Consider the following 15,387-nt stretch of genomic DNA (forward strand, 5'->3'; position numbering starts at 1 on the left):
CGTCAACTGGGAGGACGACATGAGGAAACGCACTTTTCTGGCCGGTCTGGGCGTCATCGCCGCAACCGCGCTGCCGATGGGGCTCCATGCGCAGGAGGTGACGCTGAGACTGCACCAGTTCCTGCCGCCGCAGGCCCCCGTGCCGCAGGAGATCCTGAAACCCTGGGGCGAGCGGGTGTCCGAGGCGACCGACGGCCGCATCGCGATCCAGCATTTCGACGCCATGGCGCTGGGCGGACGTCCGAGCGACCTGATGGACCAGGCGCGCGACGGGGTCGTGGACCTCGCCATGACGCTGGTGGGCTATACGCCCAACCGCTTTCCCCGCACCGAGGTCTTCGAGCTGCCCTTCATGATGACCGAGCCCCGCGCCACGGCGCTGGCCTTCTGGGACATGGTCGAGACCGACTGGCAGGACAACGAATACGGCGATCTGAAGGTGCTGGGGGCCTGGGTCCACGGTCCGGGCGTGATCCACACGGCCGATCCCGTCGAGACCCTCGACGACATGCAGGGCAAGGCGATGCGTGGCCCGACACGGGTCATCAACGACATGTTGCAGGAGCTCGGGGCCACGCCGGTCGGGATGCCGCTTCCGGCGATCCCGGAGGCGCTGTCGAAGGGCGTCGTCTCGGGCACGGTCATTCCGTGGGAGGTCACGTCGTCGATCCGCCTGACGGAGCTCGTCGACAATCACACCGAATTCGGCGGGGACGAGGCGCTCTATACCGCGACGATCGTTCTGGTGATGAACCGCGACAGCTGGAACGCCCTCGATCCCGACCTGCAGGAGGCGCTGATGGCGGAATCGGGTGCCAAGCTGTCGGGAGAGGCGGCGCAGATCATGTACGATTTCGACGCCCCGGCGCGCGAAATCGCGGTCGAGGCCGGCAACAACATCATCACGCTCGGCCCGGAGGAGGTCGCCCCCTGGAAGGAGGCGGCGCAGCCGGTCATCGACCGCTGGGTCGGGGAGATGGACGGACGCGGGATCGACGGGCGCGCCCTGATCGAGCAGGCCCGCGGCCTGATCGAGCAGCATTCGCAGTGACGTCACGGCGGGAGGCATTCCGACTCCCGCGCATTCCCGGAGCCGGGCCCGACCGTGTATGACCTTCTCGCCAGACTTGCCGATGCGATCGCGCGGATCGCGGCCCTCGCCGGGGGGATCATTCTCCTTGCCATCACGGTGCTGACCTGCGTGTCGATCATCGGCCGCGCGCTGGTGCCGCTGGGGATCGGCCCCGGCCCGATCCGGGGGATCTACGACTATACCGAGATCGCGATCGCCGTCGCGATCTTCGCCTTCCTTCCGATCTGCCAGTTGCAGCGCGGCCATGCGACGGTCGATCTGTTCACGCCCTATTTCCCCGGCACCGCGAACCGGGTGCTGGACCTCGTGATGGACATCGCGATGTGCGCGGTGGCCGTGGTGGGCGCGCAGCGGCTCTATCTCGGGATGCTCGACAAGCTCGGCTACGGCGAGACGACGCTGATCGCGCAGGTGCCCGTCTGGCAGGGATATGCCGCGGCGCTCGTCGGTGCGGTGGCCTTCGCGCTGGTGGCCGCGTTCTGCATCCTGCGATCGGCCCGCGCGCTTCTGCGCGGCGAGACGGACGATCCCCGCCATGTCTGACTTCGCGCTCGCGCTCTGGTCGTTCCCGGTCCTGCTGGCGCTCGTCTTTGTGCGGATGCCCATCGCGCTCGCCATGATCGCGGTGGGGGTCGGCGGGTCGTGGATGGTGCTCGGCACGCCGATGATGATGCTGAACCAGTCCAAGACGCTCGTCTACGGGACGTTCTCGAACTATTCCTTCTCGATCATTCCGCTGTTCCTGCTGATGGGCCAGTTCGCGACGCTTTCGGGCATGTCGGCCTCGCTTTTCCGGGCGGCAGAGGCGTTTCTGGGCCACAGGCGCGGTGGCGTCGCGATGTCGGCGGTCGGGGCCTGCGCGGGCTTCGGGGCGATCTGCGGATCGTCGCTCGCCACGGCCGCGACGATGGGCCAGACCGCCCTGCCCGAGATGAAGCGCTACGGCTATCCCGGATCGCTCTCGACGGGCGCGCTGGCGGCGGGCGGCACGCTCGGCATCCTGATCCCGCCATCCGTGATCCTCGTGATCTATGCAATCCTCGCGGAGCAGAATATCGAGAAGCTCTTCGTCGCGGCGCTGATCCCCGGCATCCTCGCGGCCCTGGGCTACATGCTCGCCATCTCGGTCTGGGTGCGGGTGTCGCCAAACGCGGCACAGGTCAAGGCGCGCGTGCCCTGGTCGGGCCGGCTTTCGGCGCTGGCGCAGGTCTGGCCCGTGATGACGATCTTCGTGGCGGTGGTGGGCGGCATCTATGCCGGGATCTTCACGCCGACCGAGGCGGCGGCGGTCGGGGCCGCGGGCACCGGCATCGCCGCGCTCGCCGCCGGGCAGCTCGACTGGCGGCGGCTGAAGCTGGCGATCTACGCGACGGCGTCGTCCTCGGCGATGATCTTCCTCATCATCCTGGGCGCGGGGATCTACAACAGCTTTCTCGCGCTCACGCAGCTTCCGCAGACGGCATCGGCCTGGATCGGGGGGCAGGATGTCTCGCCCTGGATCGTGCTGGCCGCGGTTCTCGTCATGTACCTGATCTTCGGCTGCATCATGGACAGCCTGTCGATGGTGCTGCTGACCGTGCCGATCATCTATCCGATCGTGAGCGTTCTCGATTTCGGACTGGCACCGGGGGATTTCGGGCTCTGGTTCGGGATCCTCGTCCTGATCGTGGTGGAGGTGGGGCTGATCACGCCGCCCGTGGGCATGAACCTTTTCATCATCAACTCGATGGATCGCGACACGCCGATCGGCCAGACCTATCGTGGCGCGCTGCCCTTCGTGCTGACCGACATGGTGCGGGTCGCGATCCTCGTGGCGTTTCCGGCGATCACGCTCTGGCTCGTCCGGTTCATCGACGGGTTGGGCTGAGCGATGGCGTCACTCCCCCTCCCCGCTCTCGTGCGCGGCGCGAAAGTCGCGCAGGATTTGCAGCAGCCGGCGGCGATCGGCGGGCGCGAGGCCGGAAAAGAGGGCCTCTTCGTGACGCTCGACCGCGGCGCGGGCCTCGGCATGGGCCGTGCGGCCCGCCCGCGTCGGGACGAGCGCCTGGATCCGCCGGTCGCCCGGCACCGCCTCCCGGTCGAGATAGCCCTGCCTTTCGAGCGTATCGATGATCGCGACGAGGCCCGAGCGTTCGATCCCGAGCATCCGTGCCAGCGCGCTCTGCGTGACGTGCGGGTTCTGCACGACGAGCGACAGCGCCGAGAAGGAGCGTGGCGAGAGCCCCTCCTCGCCCAGAGTCGCGCGAAAATCGTTCAGCACGATCACGTAGGCGCGCTTGAGATTGTAGCCGATGAGTCCTTCGAGATCGGACGTCGCGGCGAGGTCGCCGTCGGTCGCGTCGAGATCGCTCGTCTGGCCCATGATCGGCCCTCGGATCGTGCGGGGGCCGAAAGCGCGGCCCGGCGGATTTCGGTTCGTTTACATGGTGAACGATATGCAAGGGCCCGGGGCCTGTCCACGCGAATATGCCCCGCCATACCGGACCGGGCAGAGGGGGAATTGCGATGACACGCAGCCAGGTCGTCATCATTGGCGGCGGGCCGTCGGGCCTGCTCCTCGCCCGATTGCTGGCGGTGCGCGGGATCGAGAGCGTCGTCCTCGAACGGCAGACGCGGGACTACGTGCTGGGGCGCATCCGCGCGGGCGTGCTGGAGCGGGGTCTCGTCGAGCTGATGGACGAGGCCGGGATCGGCGCGCGCCTCCACCGAGAGGGGCTGTCCCATGACGGCGTGGTGCTCGCCCGGGGCGATGACGCGTTCCGCATCGATTTCCGCGAGATGACGGGCCATTCGGTCTTGGTCTACGGCCAGACCGAGGTGACGCGCGATCTCTACGACGCACTCGAGGACGCGGGGCATCCGATCGAGTACCGGGTCGAGGATGTCGAGATCCACGATGCCGATACCGACACGCCCCACGTCACCTATCGCGTCGATGGCGAGAGCCGGCGCATCGACTGCGACTTCGTCGCGGGGTGCGACGGGTTCCATGGCGTATCGCGCAACACCATTCCCGAAAGCGTCCGCCGCGATTTCGAACGGGTCTATCCCTATGGCTGGCTCGGCATCCTGTCGGAAACGCCGCCGGTCCATCACGAGCTGATCTATGCCAACAGCGACCGGGGCTTCGCGCTGGCCTCGATGCGCAACCCGCATCTGAGCCGGTCCTACGTGCAATGCCCGTCGAGCGACCGGCCCGAGGACTGGTCCGACGACCGTTTCTGGGCGGAGTTCCGAAGGCGGCTGCCGCGCGCGCATGCCGATGCGCTGGTCACGGGGCCGAGCATCGAGAAATCGGTCGCCCCGCTGCGCTCCTTCGTGACGGAGCCGATGCGCTGGGGGCGGCTCTTTCTCTGCGGGGATGCGGCGCATATCGTGCCGCCCACGGGGGCCAAGGGGCTCAACACCGCCGTCTCGGACGTGCGGTACCTGCACCGGGGGCTTTGCCGGTACTACGAGCAGGGCGAGAGCGCCGGGCTCGACAGCTATTCGCAGGATGCGCTCGCCCGCGTCTGGAAGGTCGAGCGGTTCTCCTGGTGGTTCTCGCAGATCATGCACCGCACCGACGATCAGAGCGCGTTCGACCGCAAGATCCAGCTCGCCGAGCTCGATTTCCTGCGCGGCAACGCTGATGCGCAACGGGCGATGGCCGCCAATTACGTGGGCCTGCCCTATTGAGGGGTTGACGGTGAACCGTTTCGACCGCGGCATGCAGGTCCGGCGCGAGGTGCTGGGCGATGCCCATGTGGACCGCGCCGAGGCCGCCTAGACCGAACTCGACCTGCCCTTTCAGGGGCTCATCGCCGAAGGGGCATGGGGGAATGTCTGGGCCGACGACACGATCAGCCGGCGCGAACGCTCGATGCTGACGCTGGCGCTTCCGGCCGCGACCGGCAATTTCGAGGAAATCCCGATGCACGTCCGCGCCACGCGACGCACCGGGGCGCGGACCCTTCGGCAACGGGCGGGTGCAGGCCCCACATGTCACGCTCTGGATCGTGGCGCGCGGGATCTATCTCGGGCTTCATACCCGCGCCTATTTCGCCGACGAGGCGGCAACGAATGCAGAGGATCCGATCCTCGCGCGTATCGAGCATCGCAGCCGCGTCGCGACGCTTCTGGCCCGGCCGCAGGAGGAGGGATCCCTCTTCGACATCCATCTTCAGGGTCCGGACGAGACCGTCTTTCCGGATATCTGAGCCATGGGCACCCCCTGCATCATCCGTTTCGCCATCACTGGATCGCTGCCGCAGAAATCCGACAATCCCGCCGTGCCGATCACCGTGGCCGAACAGGTCGAATCGACCCACGAGGCCTTCGAGGCGGGGGCGAGCATCTGCCACGCCCATGTCCACAACGACGACGGAAGCCCGTCCGCGGACCCCGAGACGTCCGCACGCCTCGAGGAAGGGATCGGGGCGCATTGCCCCGGCATGATCGTGCAGCTCTCGACCGGAGGGCGGTCGGGCGCGGGGCAGATCGTGCTGAATGAATGGGCCATCGCGGCGGGGGGACATGCGCGCACGGGGCTGGAGGCAATGTCCGCCTCGACCGCGACACGCTCGCGCCCTCGAACGCGGCGCTGGTCGGACGCGCGGCCTGCATCCTCGGATAGCCCGTCGACGTGCGATGACCGTGGGCCCCGGAGGTCCGCCACAGGGTTGTCTCTACCCCGGCGATCCTGCGCTGCAGGATCTGGGCCACTGCCCTGAGGGTCAGCACCATCGCGGTGTCGATCACGTCCTGCGTCGTCGCACCCTGATGAAGCGCGCCTGCCTCATGGCCCGCCCGGGCCTTCAGCTCCGCGATCATCCGCGGCACCGGCAGGCCGTCCCGCTCCGATCCGCGCGCGAGGTCCGCGAGATCGACCGAACCGGGCACGAGGGTCGCGAGCGCGGCCTCCGCCGCATCGGCACCCGCCACGCCGAGATCACGGAGGCCCTCGGTCCAGGCGCTCGAACTCGATCATCCGCCCGAGGAACGCCGTCCCCGGGAATTCCGCCGCGATCCCGGGCGCGTCGATACAGCTTCCGAACGGGCCGTTGCCGGCGAAGGCCCGATCATTGCAGGAGCACCGGCATCGTGATCGGCCCGCGAAAGCCGAAGCCGCGCCAGATGACCGCGTCGCGATCGGGGATCGTCATCCTCGGGAACCGGTCGAACAGGATCGGCAGCATGATCTGGCCGACGGCGCGCCGCGCGACATGGGTGCCCTGACAGAAATGCGGACCGTTTCCGAAACTCTGATGCGGGGTCTTGTCGCGATAGACGATGAAGTCCTCGCCGTTCTCGATCACGTCCTCGTCGCGGTTCGCGCTGGCCTGGATCGTCATTACCGTGTCGCCCTCGGGGATCAGGCAGCCGCCGAGTTCGGTATCCTCGGTCACGAGCCGCGAGGAAGCCTGGATCGGCGCGACCCAGCGCACCCCCTCCTCGAAGGCGCGATCCCAGTCGGCGTTGCGCACCACCTCTTCGCATTGGTCGGGATGGGTGAGCAGACCGTAGAGGATCGTGTTGAGCGCGTCGCGCGGCTCGTTGATGCCGCCGCCGATGGCGATCTTGATGTTGGCGTAGATCTGCGAAAGCTCGATCGGATCCTCGGCGTTCAGCATGACCGACAACGCCGAGTTGTCGGGCTCTGCGCAGTGGCGGTCGAGCAGCCCGTCGAAGAGTTTGTTCATCTCGGCATTGGCGCGGTCGCTGACCTCGAACGGCCCGTCGCGCCAGCCGAAATTTCCGGCCCCGTCGATCAGGGCCTGCGACCAGCGCTGCATCTCATCGTCGGTCGCCTCTTCGATGCCGAGAAGGATCGCGAGGCCGCGCGCGGCATAGGGGCCCGAAAGCGCGGGGAAGAGGTCGACGATTTCGCCCCTGGGCAGGCGCGCGACGTATTCCTCGGCGATGCGGGCATAGCGCGGCATCCAGTCGTCGCGGATCACCCGGGGTGCGAAGGCGGGGGCCATCGCCATCCGCTCTCGCAGATGGTCGGGGCCATCCTTGCGCATCAGGGTATGGGCCTGGAAGGCGCGCTTCATCGGTGTGTCCGGATCGTTCGAGCTGAAGAGATCGGGATTGTCCTTCACGTATTTCGTCTCGGCCGCCTTGGTCAGCAGGGTACGACGTGCGGCGGCCACCCGGCAGACCGGGGCCTCGGCCCGCAATCGGCGATAGATCGGGTAGGGATCGCGATCGAGCGCGTCGAGCGTGATCGTCTCGTCGAGCGGTGCAAATTTGGCCATCGTCCCCTCCCCGGTCGCGGCCCGGAACGCAAGCATGCGAAACCGTTCACCCGGTAAACGATAGACCTCGGATTCCGGTCGTGCACCATTTTTCTGAGGAGGTCGCGACCTTCGCCGCGCGGTCCAAGGGAATTGCAATCGCGTTCAAATCTGGTCACGATAGCGTCAGACATACTCGAGAGCCACGGCATGATCGCGCGACCCGCCTCCCTCGTTCTTTGGACGGGCCTATTCATTCTCGCGCTTGCCGCATGCGACGGACCGCAATCCGCGCTGAGCCCCGGGGGGCGCGACGCGGAGGTTCTCGCCGGGCTCCTCTGGGTGATGCTGGCGGGGGCCGTCGCGATCTGGTTCCTGATCAACGGCCTCTTCTTCTTTCTCACGCGGATCAGGCCCACGCCGATGTCGCGGCGCAAGGCCGAAATGCTAATCATCGGCGGCGGCATCCTGTTCCCGACGGTCGTCGTGGGCGGGTTGCTGACCTACGGCCTGTCGATCATGCCGGACCAGCGCGCGCCGGGTCAGGGCACGCGCATGGAGGTCGTGGGCGAGCAGTGGTGGTGGCGGGTCCATTACTGGCCCGAGGGGGCCGACACGCCCATCGTCTCGGCCAACGAGATCCGCTTTCCCGTGGGCACCCGGTCGGAGATCACGCTGGAGGCCGCGCGGGTCATCCATTCGCTCTGGATTCCCGGGCTCGGCGGCAAGACCGACATGATCCCCGGACGCACCAACCGCATGTCTCTCGAACCGCTCGATGTCGGAACCTATCGCGGGCAATGCGCCGAGTTCTGCGGCGACAGCCATGCGCTGATGGCGCTCAACGCCGTGGTCATGCCGCGCGAGAGCTTCGACGCCTGGCTCGGCCGCATTTCCCGGCCCGCAGCTCCGCCCGAGGGCGCGCTCGAACGGGAGGGGCAGCGGGTGTTCTTCTCGGAAGGGTGCGGTGCCTGCCATGCGGTGCGCGGGACCCAGGCGGCGGGCAGGCTCGGCCCCGATCTCACCCATCTCGCCGGCCGCACGTCGCTTGCCGCCGGCATCATGGAGCTGACGGGAGACAACCTCGCGCGCTGGATCCGTGATCCCGACGAGGTCAAGCCCGGGGCGAGGATGCCCGCATACGATCACCTGAGCGAGGCGGAGATGTCCGCGCTCGTGGCTTATCTCGAGGGGCTGGAATGAGCGCGACCGAATTCACCCCCGATCCCGCCCGGATCTCGGCCGCCGTCGATCAGGACGTGACGCCCGAGGGCATCTATCCCCCGACCGAGGAGATGCTGGCCGAACCCGTCGATCCGGAGGTGGCGCGCGCCCAGGAGGCGCGGTTGCGCGAGGTCTGGGCCGATCCCAAGGGGTTCCGCTACTGGTCCGCCGTGAACAATTCCGAGGTCGGCAAGTGGTACTGCATGATGGCCTTCGGCTTCATGCTGGCCGCCGGGCTTCTGGCGCTTTTGATGCGGGTGCAGCTCGCCGTGCCGGACAACGACTTCATCAGCGCGGACCGGTTCAACCAGTTCTTCACGATGCACGGCTCGGCGATGATGTTCCTCTTCGCGGTGCCGATGTTCGAGGCGATCTCGATCCTGATCCTGCCGGCCTTCCTCGGGGCACGCGACATGCCGTTCCCGCGGCTTTCGGCCTACGGGTTCTGGTGCTTCGTGATCGGAGGATTCTTCGTCTTCGGGTCCGTATTGTTCGATTCCGCGCCGAAATCGGGCTGGTTCATGTATCCGCCGCTTTCGATGCTCGACGGGGGGATCGGGGCGGATATCTGGCTTCTGGGGCTGTCCTTCATCGAGGTCGCCTCCATCGCGGCGGCCGTCGAGCTCATCGTCGGCGTCATCAAGTGCCGCCCGCCTGGGATGCGGATCAACCTCATGCCGCTCTATGCGTGGTATGTCCTCGTCGTGGGGGGCATGATCCTGTTCGCGTTCCCGCCGCTCATTGCGGGCGACCTGCTCTTCGAGATGCAGCGGAGCTTCGACTGGCCGTTCTTCGACCCCGACCGCGGCGGCGATCCGATGCTCTGGCAGCACCTGTTCTGGATCTTCGGGCATCCGGAGGTCTACATCATCTTCCTGCCTTCGATCGCGATCGCCGCGATGGTGGTGCCGACGGCGGCGCAGATCCCGATCTGGGGCTACAGCTGGATCGTGCTCTCGGCGATCGGCACGGGATTCCTGAGCTTCGGGCTCTGGGTGCATCACATGTTCACGACGGGCCTGCCGGCCATGTCGCTCGGCTTCTTCTCGGCGGCGTCGGAGGCTGTGGTGATCCCCACCGGCGTGCAGTTCTTCGCCTTCATGGCGACGCTGATGGTGGGCCGGGTCAAGATGATCCTGCCGATGCTCTGGATCGCGGGGGGCGTCGCGATCTTCACCATGGGGGGACTGACCGGCGTGATGGTCGCGCTCGCGCCCTTCGACTGGCAGGTCCACGACAGCTATTTCATCGTGGCGCATCTGCATTACACGCTGTTCGGCGGGATGATCTTTCCGGTGATCGCGGGCGTCTATTACTTCTATCCGTTCTTCACCAAGAAGAAGATGTCGCCGAAACTGGGACGGATCAGCTTCTGGCTGACCTTCGTGGGCTTCAACATCTGCTTCTTCCCGATGCATCTGACCGGGCTGAAGGGAATGCCGCGGCGTGTCTTCACCTATCCCGGCGATATTGGCTGGGACTGGCTCAACGCGATCTCGACGGCGGGGGCCTTCGTCACGGCGGCGGGAATCCTCGTCTTCGCCTGGGACCTGCTGCGCCCGAAGGGCCACCAGCCCCTGACCGAGCGGAACCCCTGGAACGCCGGGACGCTCGAATGGTCGCATGACGTGCCCGAGGAGTTCTGGGGCGTGCGGTCCGTGCCCTACATCACGTCGCGCTACCCTCTCTGGCAGCAGGAAAGGATCCTCGAGCGGATGGATGCGGGGCGCTACTACCTGCCCGATTCGCAGTTCGGGCATCGCGAGACGCTCATCACATCGGCCATCGACGCGCGGCCGCAGCACATCGCGCGCGTCACCGGGCCCGCATGGTGCACGATCTGGGCCGCGGCCTTCACCGGCGGTGCGTTCATCTTTCCGACCTTCCACATCTACACGCCCGCGATCGTTTGCGGCGCGTTCGCGGTGGTCTGCATCCTCTACTGGCTCTGGACCTCGACCGCCCTGCACCCCGAGGTCGAGAAGCAGGATGTGGGTCTCGGCCTCAAGCTGCCGATCTACGTCTCGGGAAGCGCGGCACCGGGGTGGTGGGGCGTCTTCATCACCATGCTGGGCGACATGACCGCCTTCGCGAGCCTGCTCTTCGGGGTGTTCTTCTACTGGACCGCGCGGCCCGACTTCCCGCCCGAGGGGTCGGAACACGCGACGCTGTCCTGGGTCTATGCGGCCGTGATCTGCTATACCCTCGCCTGGGCCGCGACATGGGGCGCGCGCAACGTGAACCGGGCGGGATCGAGCCGGCGGGCGCTTTTCCTGCTGATCGGGGGGGTCGTGCTGACGCTGATCGGCGCGGGCGCGCTCTTCCAGTCACTCTGGGGCGCGGCGATGAACCCGGTCGAGCATGTCTATCCGGCGATCATGTGGGTGCTGGTGGTCTGGGTCCTGGCCCATACGCTTGCCGGGCTCGTCATGCTCGGCTTCTGCATCGCGGGGATCGTCTTCGGGCGGCTGACACCGCGCTACGACGCGGATCTCTGGAACGTGACGCTCTTCTGGCACTTCCTCGCGCTCACCGCCTTCGCCACCTGCGCGATGATCGGCGCGGTCCCGAGGCTGATGGGATGAGCGATCGTGCGAAACCCCATGTCCCGCCCAAGACGGCGATGTGGCAGCTCATCGCCGGGCCCATCATCTGGTCGGTGCATTTCGTCCTGACCTATGGCGGCACCGCGATCTTCTGCGCCAAGCTCGAGATGGGGCCGCTCGCCCTGCCGCTGCGCGGCTATGTCGCCGGCGTCACCATCGCCGCGCTGGTCGCGATCGCGATCACCGGCTGGCTCGCCTGGGTGAAATGGGACCTCACCGACGACTGGGACTACATCCACGAGGAACCGACCGACGAGGAACGGACCGAGTTCCTGGGCCATGCCGGCGTGCTGCTCTGTGTCGTCTCGGCCATCGGGGTGATCTTCGTAGGGCTTCCCGCGCTCCTCATCACGGGGTGCATCTGATGGCATGGGCCGGGATCGCGGCGGCGCTGGCGGCGATGCTCTGGGCATTGCCGTGGAATGCGTGGATCGGCGAATTCGCGACCCACATGCTGCGCCATATCGCGCTGGTCGCCATCGTGGCCCCCGTCCTCGCGCTGGCGATGCCGGAACGCTGGCGGGGCTTCGCGCCGCCTGTCCTTGCCGGGGCGGTCGTGGAGTTCTTCGTCGTCTGGGGCTGGCATCTGCCGGGGCCCTATCTTGCGAGCACCGAGGCAGGATGGATCGAGGCGGCGCAATACCTGTCGTTCCTGATCGTCGGGCTCGCCGTCTGGTGGGGAGCCTTCGCGGCGGAAAGCCCGCTCGTCGGGGCGGCGGGGCTGTTCCTGACCTCGATGCACATGACGCTGCTGGGCGCGATCCTGATCTTCGCGGGGCGCACGATCTGCGACAACGGCATGACGCTGGCCGACCAGCATCTCGGCGCGATGATCATGCTTGCCGTGGGCACGCCCGCCTATCTGCTCGGCGGGCTCGTCCTCGCCTCCCGCGTGCTGTCCCTGCCCGAGGAAAGATCGACATGAAGACCGTGCTCAGAACCCTCGCGGCGCTCGCGATCCTCGGGGCGCTTGCCGGCGGATCGGTCGTGCTCTTCGGGCTCTACAATGTCTCGGCCCGGCTGGGGCATCTGCCGTTCGTCACTCCGATCCTGCACACGACCTTCCGCAACTCGGTCGAGACATGGTCGATGGGAACGGACGTGCCCGAGGATCTCGGGACGGCCGATCGGGTCGATCTCGGGGCGGGGCATTTCGACACGGCCTGCCGGACCTGCCACGCGGCACCCGGCGACATCCGCTCGGCCACGGTGCTGTCGATGGTGCCGCAGCCGCCCCATATCCGCGAGGCGGTGGGGCACTGGGACGCGGGCGAGCTGCACTGGATCGTGTATCAGGGCGTGAAGATGAGCGGGATGCCCGCATGGCCCGCCGATCGCCCCGACGAGGTCTGGTCCGTCGTGGCGTTCCTCCAGCAGGTCGAGGATATGGACGAGACGCGCTACCGCGCCCTGAACGAGGTCGAGGTTCCCGCAGATGCGCCACCCAAGACGGCCTATTGCGCCTCGTGCCACGAGGCCGACGGCGTGTCGGGCAACGCGCTGATCCCGCGTCTCGACATCCTGTCGGAGACCTACATCGACGCGGCGCTCGACGCCTATCGCGGCGGAGATCGCGAGAGCGGGTTCATGCGGCAGGCGGCGACATCCATCGGGGAAAGCGACCTCGCGGCGCTGGCCTCCTATTTCGCCTCGCGCGGGCCGGGCGCAGCGGCGGAGACGACGGCCGCGCCCGAGCAGGTCGAGCGCGGCCGCGCCATCGCCTATGCCGAGGTGCCGGGATCGGAGGACGTGCCGGCCTGCCGCGCCTGCCACGGCCCCTGGCCCGAGCCCATCGACCAGGCGTTCCCCTCGCTGGCCGGTCAATACGCCCCCTATCTCGAGACGCAGCTCGACCTCTGGCGGGAGGGGGAACGGGGCGGCGGGCCGCGCGCGGAACTGATGCACGAGGCGGCCGAACGACTCACCGACGAGCAGATCGCCGATGTCGCGGCCTATTACGCCTCGCTGGCACCCGCGACCCTCGACGAGGTCGCGGAGTGACCCGTCAGGTCATGCCGAGCGCTTCCATGTACATCTCGAGCATGGCTTCCTCCTCGGCGAGGTCGTTCTTGTCGCGCTTCCTGAGCGCGATGACCTTGCGCATCACCTTGGTGTCGTAGCCGCGGCCCTTGGCCTCGGCCATCACTTCCTTCTGCGCCTCGGCGATGTCCTTCTTTTCCTGGTCGAGCCGTTCGTAACGCTCGATGAATTGCCGCAATTCGTCGGCGGTGACGTGGTAGGAGCTGTCGGTGACGTCGGCGTCGGACATGGAGCGCGATCCCTCGGGCGATGTTGTGTGACGGGCCCCTCCCCTAGCCGCAGCGCCCGCTCTGGGCAAGGCCCCCGCGGCTTGCGCGCGAGGGCGCGATCGCCTAGCGGAGGATCCGGAGAAGCTGGGAAGGACGCGATGGGCTTTCTGATCTGGATCGGTGCCGCGCTTGCGGTTCTGGGGCTCGCGGGGCTCGTCTACTGCATCGTCGCGGCGCTGAAGGCGCGGCGCGCGGGTCTCGACGACGAGGCGCTGCGCGCGCGGCTACAGGGTCTGGTCGCGTGGAACCTCGGGGCGCTTCTGCTTTCGAGCCTCGGGCTCGGCTGCGTGATCGTGGGGATCGTGCTCGGCTAGGAAGGCGGCCCTTGAGATTGGCGGGCGCAGGGTGCAGATTCGCCACCGCGCCACTGACCGAGGAGACGCGTCATGGATATCCGACCCATCACCGACGGCTATGCCGTCTCGCCGCAGATCGATCCGGGCGATCTGCCCGAAATCGCCGCGCGCGGCTTCGTCACGGTGATCTGCAACCGCCCCGACGCGGAGGTCGGCCCGGACCAGGCAAGCGACGCGATCCGCAAGGCGGCCGAAGCGGCGGGTATGAGCTTTGTCTTCAACCCGGTCGTGAACGGCGCGATGGGCCCCGACGAGGTGGACGCGCAGGCGCGGACGATCGAGGGAGCGAACGGTCCGGTCCTTGCCTATTGCCGCTCGGGAACGCGGTCCTGCTTTGCCTGGGCCTTCGGCGCGGTGGAGACGATGCCGGTCGAGGACATCGTCGCGGCAGGCGGTCAGGCGGGCTACGACCTCGGCCCGGCGGTGCCGCAGCTTCGCGCGATGGCTGAGAACGGCAGGGGCTGACACTCCATTCCTATATTGACCGCGGCGACCCGGCCGGGCTGGCGAAGTCACGCGGTCGAGGGGGCAGCTCGACGGTCAGATCGGGTATCGCGGCCTTACCGTAGAGATGACTGACCGGGGGCCGAACGCGCGGCTCAGCCCTCGCCGTTCGGTCCCGGAATGTCGCGGGGCGCACTGGCCCGGGGGAACTCCGCCTCGGTGAATTGCGGAACGGCCTCGCCGATGCGGACAGCCTTGCGGCCGGCGCTCTGGCCCAGACGGCCGAAGCAGAGGGGATGGTTGCCTTGCGCGACGAGGCGGACCGCCCCCATGGAATGCCGCCCGAGCGTCAGCGTATCGCCGGGGCCGAGTGCCTCGATCTCGCCCACCGAAAGGCTCAGCCGCGCGAGTTCCGCGCGCAGGACGACCTCCGCCCCGAGGACCCGCGCCTCGATCTGGTCGCCCCATTCCCGGCTCTCGCCAGCCGCGCTCACCGGTTCCTTCGGGCAGCGCGGGAGAACGATGTCGAGTCGGCCGTTGCGCGGGCCGCCCGGCCCCGCCGTGACCGAGATGGAAAAGAGATCGTGCACCTCGTCCTCGAGCGACAGCGCGATCTCGACAAGGTTCTCGACCCGCGTCGCGTAGCGATAGCCGCTCGCCATCGCCTTCGGGGGAAGTTCGGCGACGAGGGTTTCCTGCGCGGTGAGGACCCGGTCGATCGGATCGGCCACCATCGCCGCGTCGGTCGCCGTCACGGGGCGCGCCGAAAGCTTGCGCGTCTGCACGCGGCCGAGGGTCTGCACCTCGAGCATCGCCGCCAGCAGATCGTGGGAGACGATCGCCACGCCGTAGCCGTGAGGCCCGTCGAGCAACACGGCGAGCGCACCGGGCCCCGCGCGTCGCGCGATCTCCTCGGGGGCGATCGGCTCCTCGATCACGTCCTCGATGACCGTTTCGAGCCCGATGGCCCGGGTGAAGCCGTGCGAGACCGCGCGTCGCCAGACGCGGGACACCGTCAGGGGCGGCGGCGCGCCGGCCGACCGACGGGGCCCGATCTTGCGGAGCAGCGGCGAGGAAGAGGTCATGGGTGTGCAGGGCCTTGGGGGGAATCTCGATTGCATCATCGGCAAGGAGGGT

General features: G+C 67.8%; 15 protein-coding genes and 3 pseudogenes. 14 read left to right on the top strand and 4 right to left on the bottom strand.

Features of this window, described 5'->3' with window-relative positions; all coding sequences use genetic code 11:
- Nucleotides 1-19: 19 nt before the first annotated feature.
- Genes RVY76_RS09355 through RVY76_RS09365 form a run of 3 tightly spaced genes read left to right on the top strand, consistent with a single transcriptional unit; the run spans nucleotide 20 to nucleotide 2,960 of the window.
- Nucleotides 20-1,051, top strand: coding sequence for a TRAP transporter substrate-binding protein (locus RVY76_RS09355; protein ID WP_317373611.1), 1,032 nt, complete (start codon nucleotides 20-22; stop codon nucleotides 1,049-1,051).
- 54 nt (nucleotides 1,052-1,105) lie between these two features.
- Complete coding sequence (locus RVY76_RS09360) at nucleotides 1,106-1,636, top strand: TRAP transporter small permease (protein WP_317373612.1); 531 nt, start codon at nucleotides 1,106-1,108, stop codon at nucleotides 1,634-1,636.
- The gene (locus RVY76_RS09365) at nucleotides 1,629-2,960 is read left to right on the top strand and encodes a TRAP transporter large permease (RefSeq protein ID WP_317373613.1); all 1,332 of its coding nucleotides are present in this window, start codon (nucleotides 1,629-1,631) and stop codon (nucleotides 2,958-2,960) included. The genes RVY76_RS09360 and RVY76_RS09365 overlap by 8 nt, the downstream gene beginning before the upstream one ends.
- 9 nt (nucleotides 2,961-2,969) lie before the next feature.
- Here RVY76_RS09365 and RVY76_RS09370 read toward each other — a convergent pair whose 3' ends face one another.
- Nucleotides 2,970-3,455 (bottom strand): MarR family transcriptional regulator, encoded by a 486-nt coding sequence (locus tag RVY76_RS09370; RefSeq protein ID WP_317373614.1) that lies wholly within the window; start codon nucleotides 3,453-3,455, stop codon nucleotides 2,970-2,972.
- 143 nt (nucleotides 3,456-3,598) lie between these two features.
- Here RVY76_RS09370 and pobA point away from each other — a divergent pair, with 143 nt between their 5' ends.
- From pobA to RVY76_RS09390, 4 genes and pseudogenes are all read left to right on the top strand, one after another.
- Entirely contained in the window at nucleotides 3,599-4,771 is a 1,173-nt protein-coding gene (gene pobA, locus RVY76_RS09375) for a 4-hydroxybenzoate 3-monooxygenase (RefSeq protein WP_317373615.1), read from the top strand.
- 31 nt (nucleotides 4,772-4,802) lie between these two features.
- A pseudogene (locus RVY76_RS09380) lies at nucleotides 4,803-5,039 on the top strand (carboxymuconolactone decarboxylase family protein); the annotation flags it as partial.
- Nucleotides 5,032-5,292 (top strand): annotated as a pseudogene (locus RVY76_RS09385) (protocatechuate 3,4-dioxygenase subunit alpha); the annotation flags it as partial. The pseudogenes RVY76_RS09380 and RVY76_RS09385, both read left to right, overlap by 8 nt.
- A gap of 3 nt (nucleotides 5,293-5,295) precedes the next feature.
- Nucleotides 5,296-5,693: pseudogene (locus RVY76_RS09390) on the top strand (3-keto-5-aminohexanoate cleavage protein); the annotation flags it as partial.
- A gap of 460 nt (nucleotides 5,694-6,153) precedes the next feature.
- Here the strand turns inward: RVY76_RS09390 and RVY76_RS09395 are convergent.
- The gene (locus tag RVY76_RS09395) at nucleotides 6,154-7,332 is read right to left on the bottom strand and encodes a cytochrome P450 (protein ID WP_317373616.1); all 1,179 of its coding nucleotides are present in this window, start codon (nucleotides 7,330-7,332) and stop codon (nucleotides 6,154-6,156) included.
- A gap of 189 nt (nucleotides 7,333-7,521) precedes the next feature.
- Between RVY76_RS09395 and RVY76_RS09400 the strand changes: the two genes are divergently transcribed.
- From RVY76_RS09400 to RVY76_RS09420, 5 genes are all read left to right on the top strand, one after another.
- Nucleotides 7,522-8,514 carry a c-type cytochrome gene (locus RVY76_RS09400; RefSeq protein WP_317373617.1) on the top strand — a complete coding sequence of 331 codons (993 nt, stop codon included), beginning with the start codon at nucleotides 7,522-7,524 and terminating at the stop codon, nucleotides 8,512-8,514.
- Between the two features lie 92 nt (nucleotides 8,515-8,606).
- Complete coding sequence (locus RVY76_RS09405) at nucleotides 8,607-11,120, top strand: cbb3-type cytochrome c oxidase subunit I (RefSeq protein ID WP_317376746.1); 2,514 nt, start codon at nucleotides 8,607-8,609, stop codon at nucleotides 11,118-11,120.
- Nucleotides 11,117-11,506: a hypothetical protein gene (locus RVY76_RS09410; RefSeq protein ID WP_317373618.1), complete on the top strand. Its 390-nt coding sequence runs from the start codon at nucleotides 11,117-11,119 to the stop codon at nucleotides 11,504-11,506. The genes RVY76_RS09405 and RVY76_RS09410 overlap by 4 nt, the downstream gene beginning before the upstream one ends.
- Nucleotides 11,506-12,066, top strand: coding sequence for a cytochrome c oxidase assembly protein (locus RVY76_RS09415; RefSeq protein ID WP_317373619.1), 561 nt, complete (start codon nucleotides 11,506-11,508; stop codon nucleotides 12,064-12,066). The genes RVY76_RS09410 and RVY76_RS09415 overlap by 1 nt, the downstream gene beginning before the upstream one ends.
- Nucleotides 12,063-13,142, top strand: a complete 1,080-nt coding sequence (locus RVY76_RS09420) for a c-type cytochrome (protein ID WP_317373620.1) — start codon at nucleotides 12,063-12,065, stop codon at nucleotides 13,140-13,142. The genes RVY76_RS09415 and RVY76_RS09420 overlap by 4 nt, the downstream gene beginning before the upstream one ends.
- A 4-nt stretch (nucleotides 13,143-13,146) precedes the next feature.
- On the opposite strand, the gene RVY76_RS09425 is transcribed toward RVY76_RS09420, so the two are convergent.
- The gene (locus RVY76_RS09425; protein ID WP_317373621.1) at nucleotides 13,147-13,410 is read right to left on the bottom strand and encodes a DUF2312 domain-containing protein; all 264 of its coding nucleotides are present in this window, start codon (nucleotides 13,408-13,410) and stop codon (nucleotides 13,147-13,149) included.
- A gap of 138 nt (nucleotides 13,411-13,548) precedes the next feature.
- On the opposite strand from RVY76_RS09425, the gene RVY76_RS09430 reads away from it, so the two are divergent.
- Nucleotides 13,549-13,764, top strand: coding sequence for a hypothetical protein (locus RVY76_RS09430; protein WP_317373622.1), 216 nt, complete (start codon nucleotides 13,549-13,551; stop codon nucleotides 13,762-13,764).
- Nucleotides 13,765-13,836: 72 nt separating this feature from the next.
- Nucleotides 13,837-14,271 carry a TIGR01244 family sulfur transferase gene (locus RVY76_RS09435; protein WP_317373623.1) on the top strand — a complete coding sequence of 145 codons (435 nt, stop codon included), beginning with the start codon at nucleotides 13,837-13,839 and terminating at the stop codon, nucleotides 14,269-14,271.
- Between the two features lie 134 nt (nucleotides 14,272-14,405).
- Here the strand turns inward: RVY76_RS09435 and RVY76_RS09440 are convergent, their stop codons facing one another.
- Entirely contained in the window at nucleotides 14,406-15,335 is a 930-nt protein-coding gene (locus RVY76_RS09440) for a FliM/FliN family flagellar motor switch protein (protein ID WP_317373624.1), read from the bottom strand.
- Between the last annotated feature and the right edge of the window lie 52 nt (nucleotides 15,336-15,387).

The sequence above is a fragment of the Palleronia sp. LCG004 genome (genome assembly GCF_032931615.1).
Lineage (GTDB): Bacteria > Pseudomonadota > Alphaproteobacteria > Rhodobacterales > Rhodobacteraceae > Palleronia.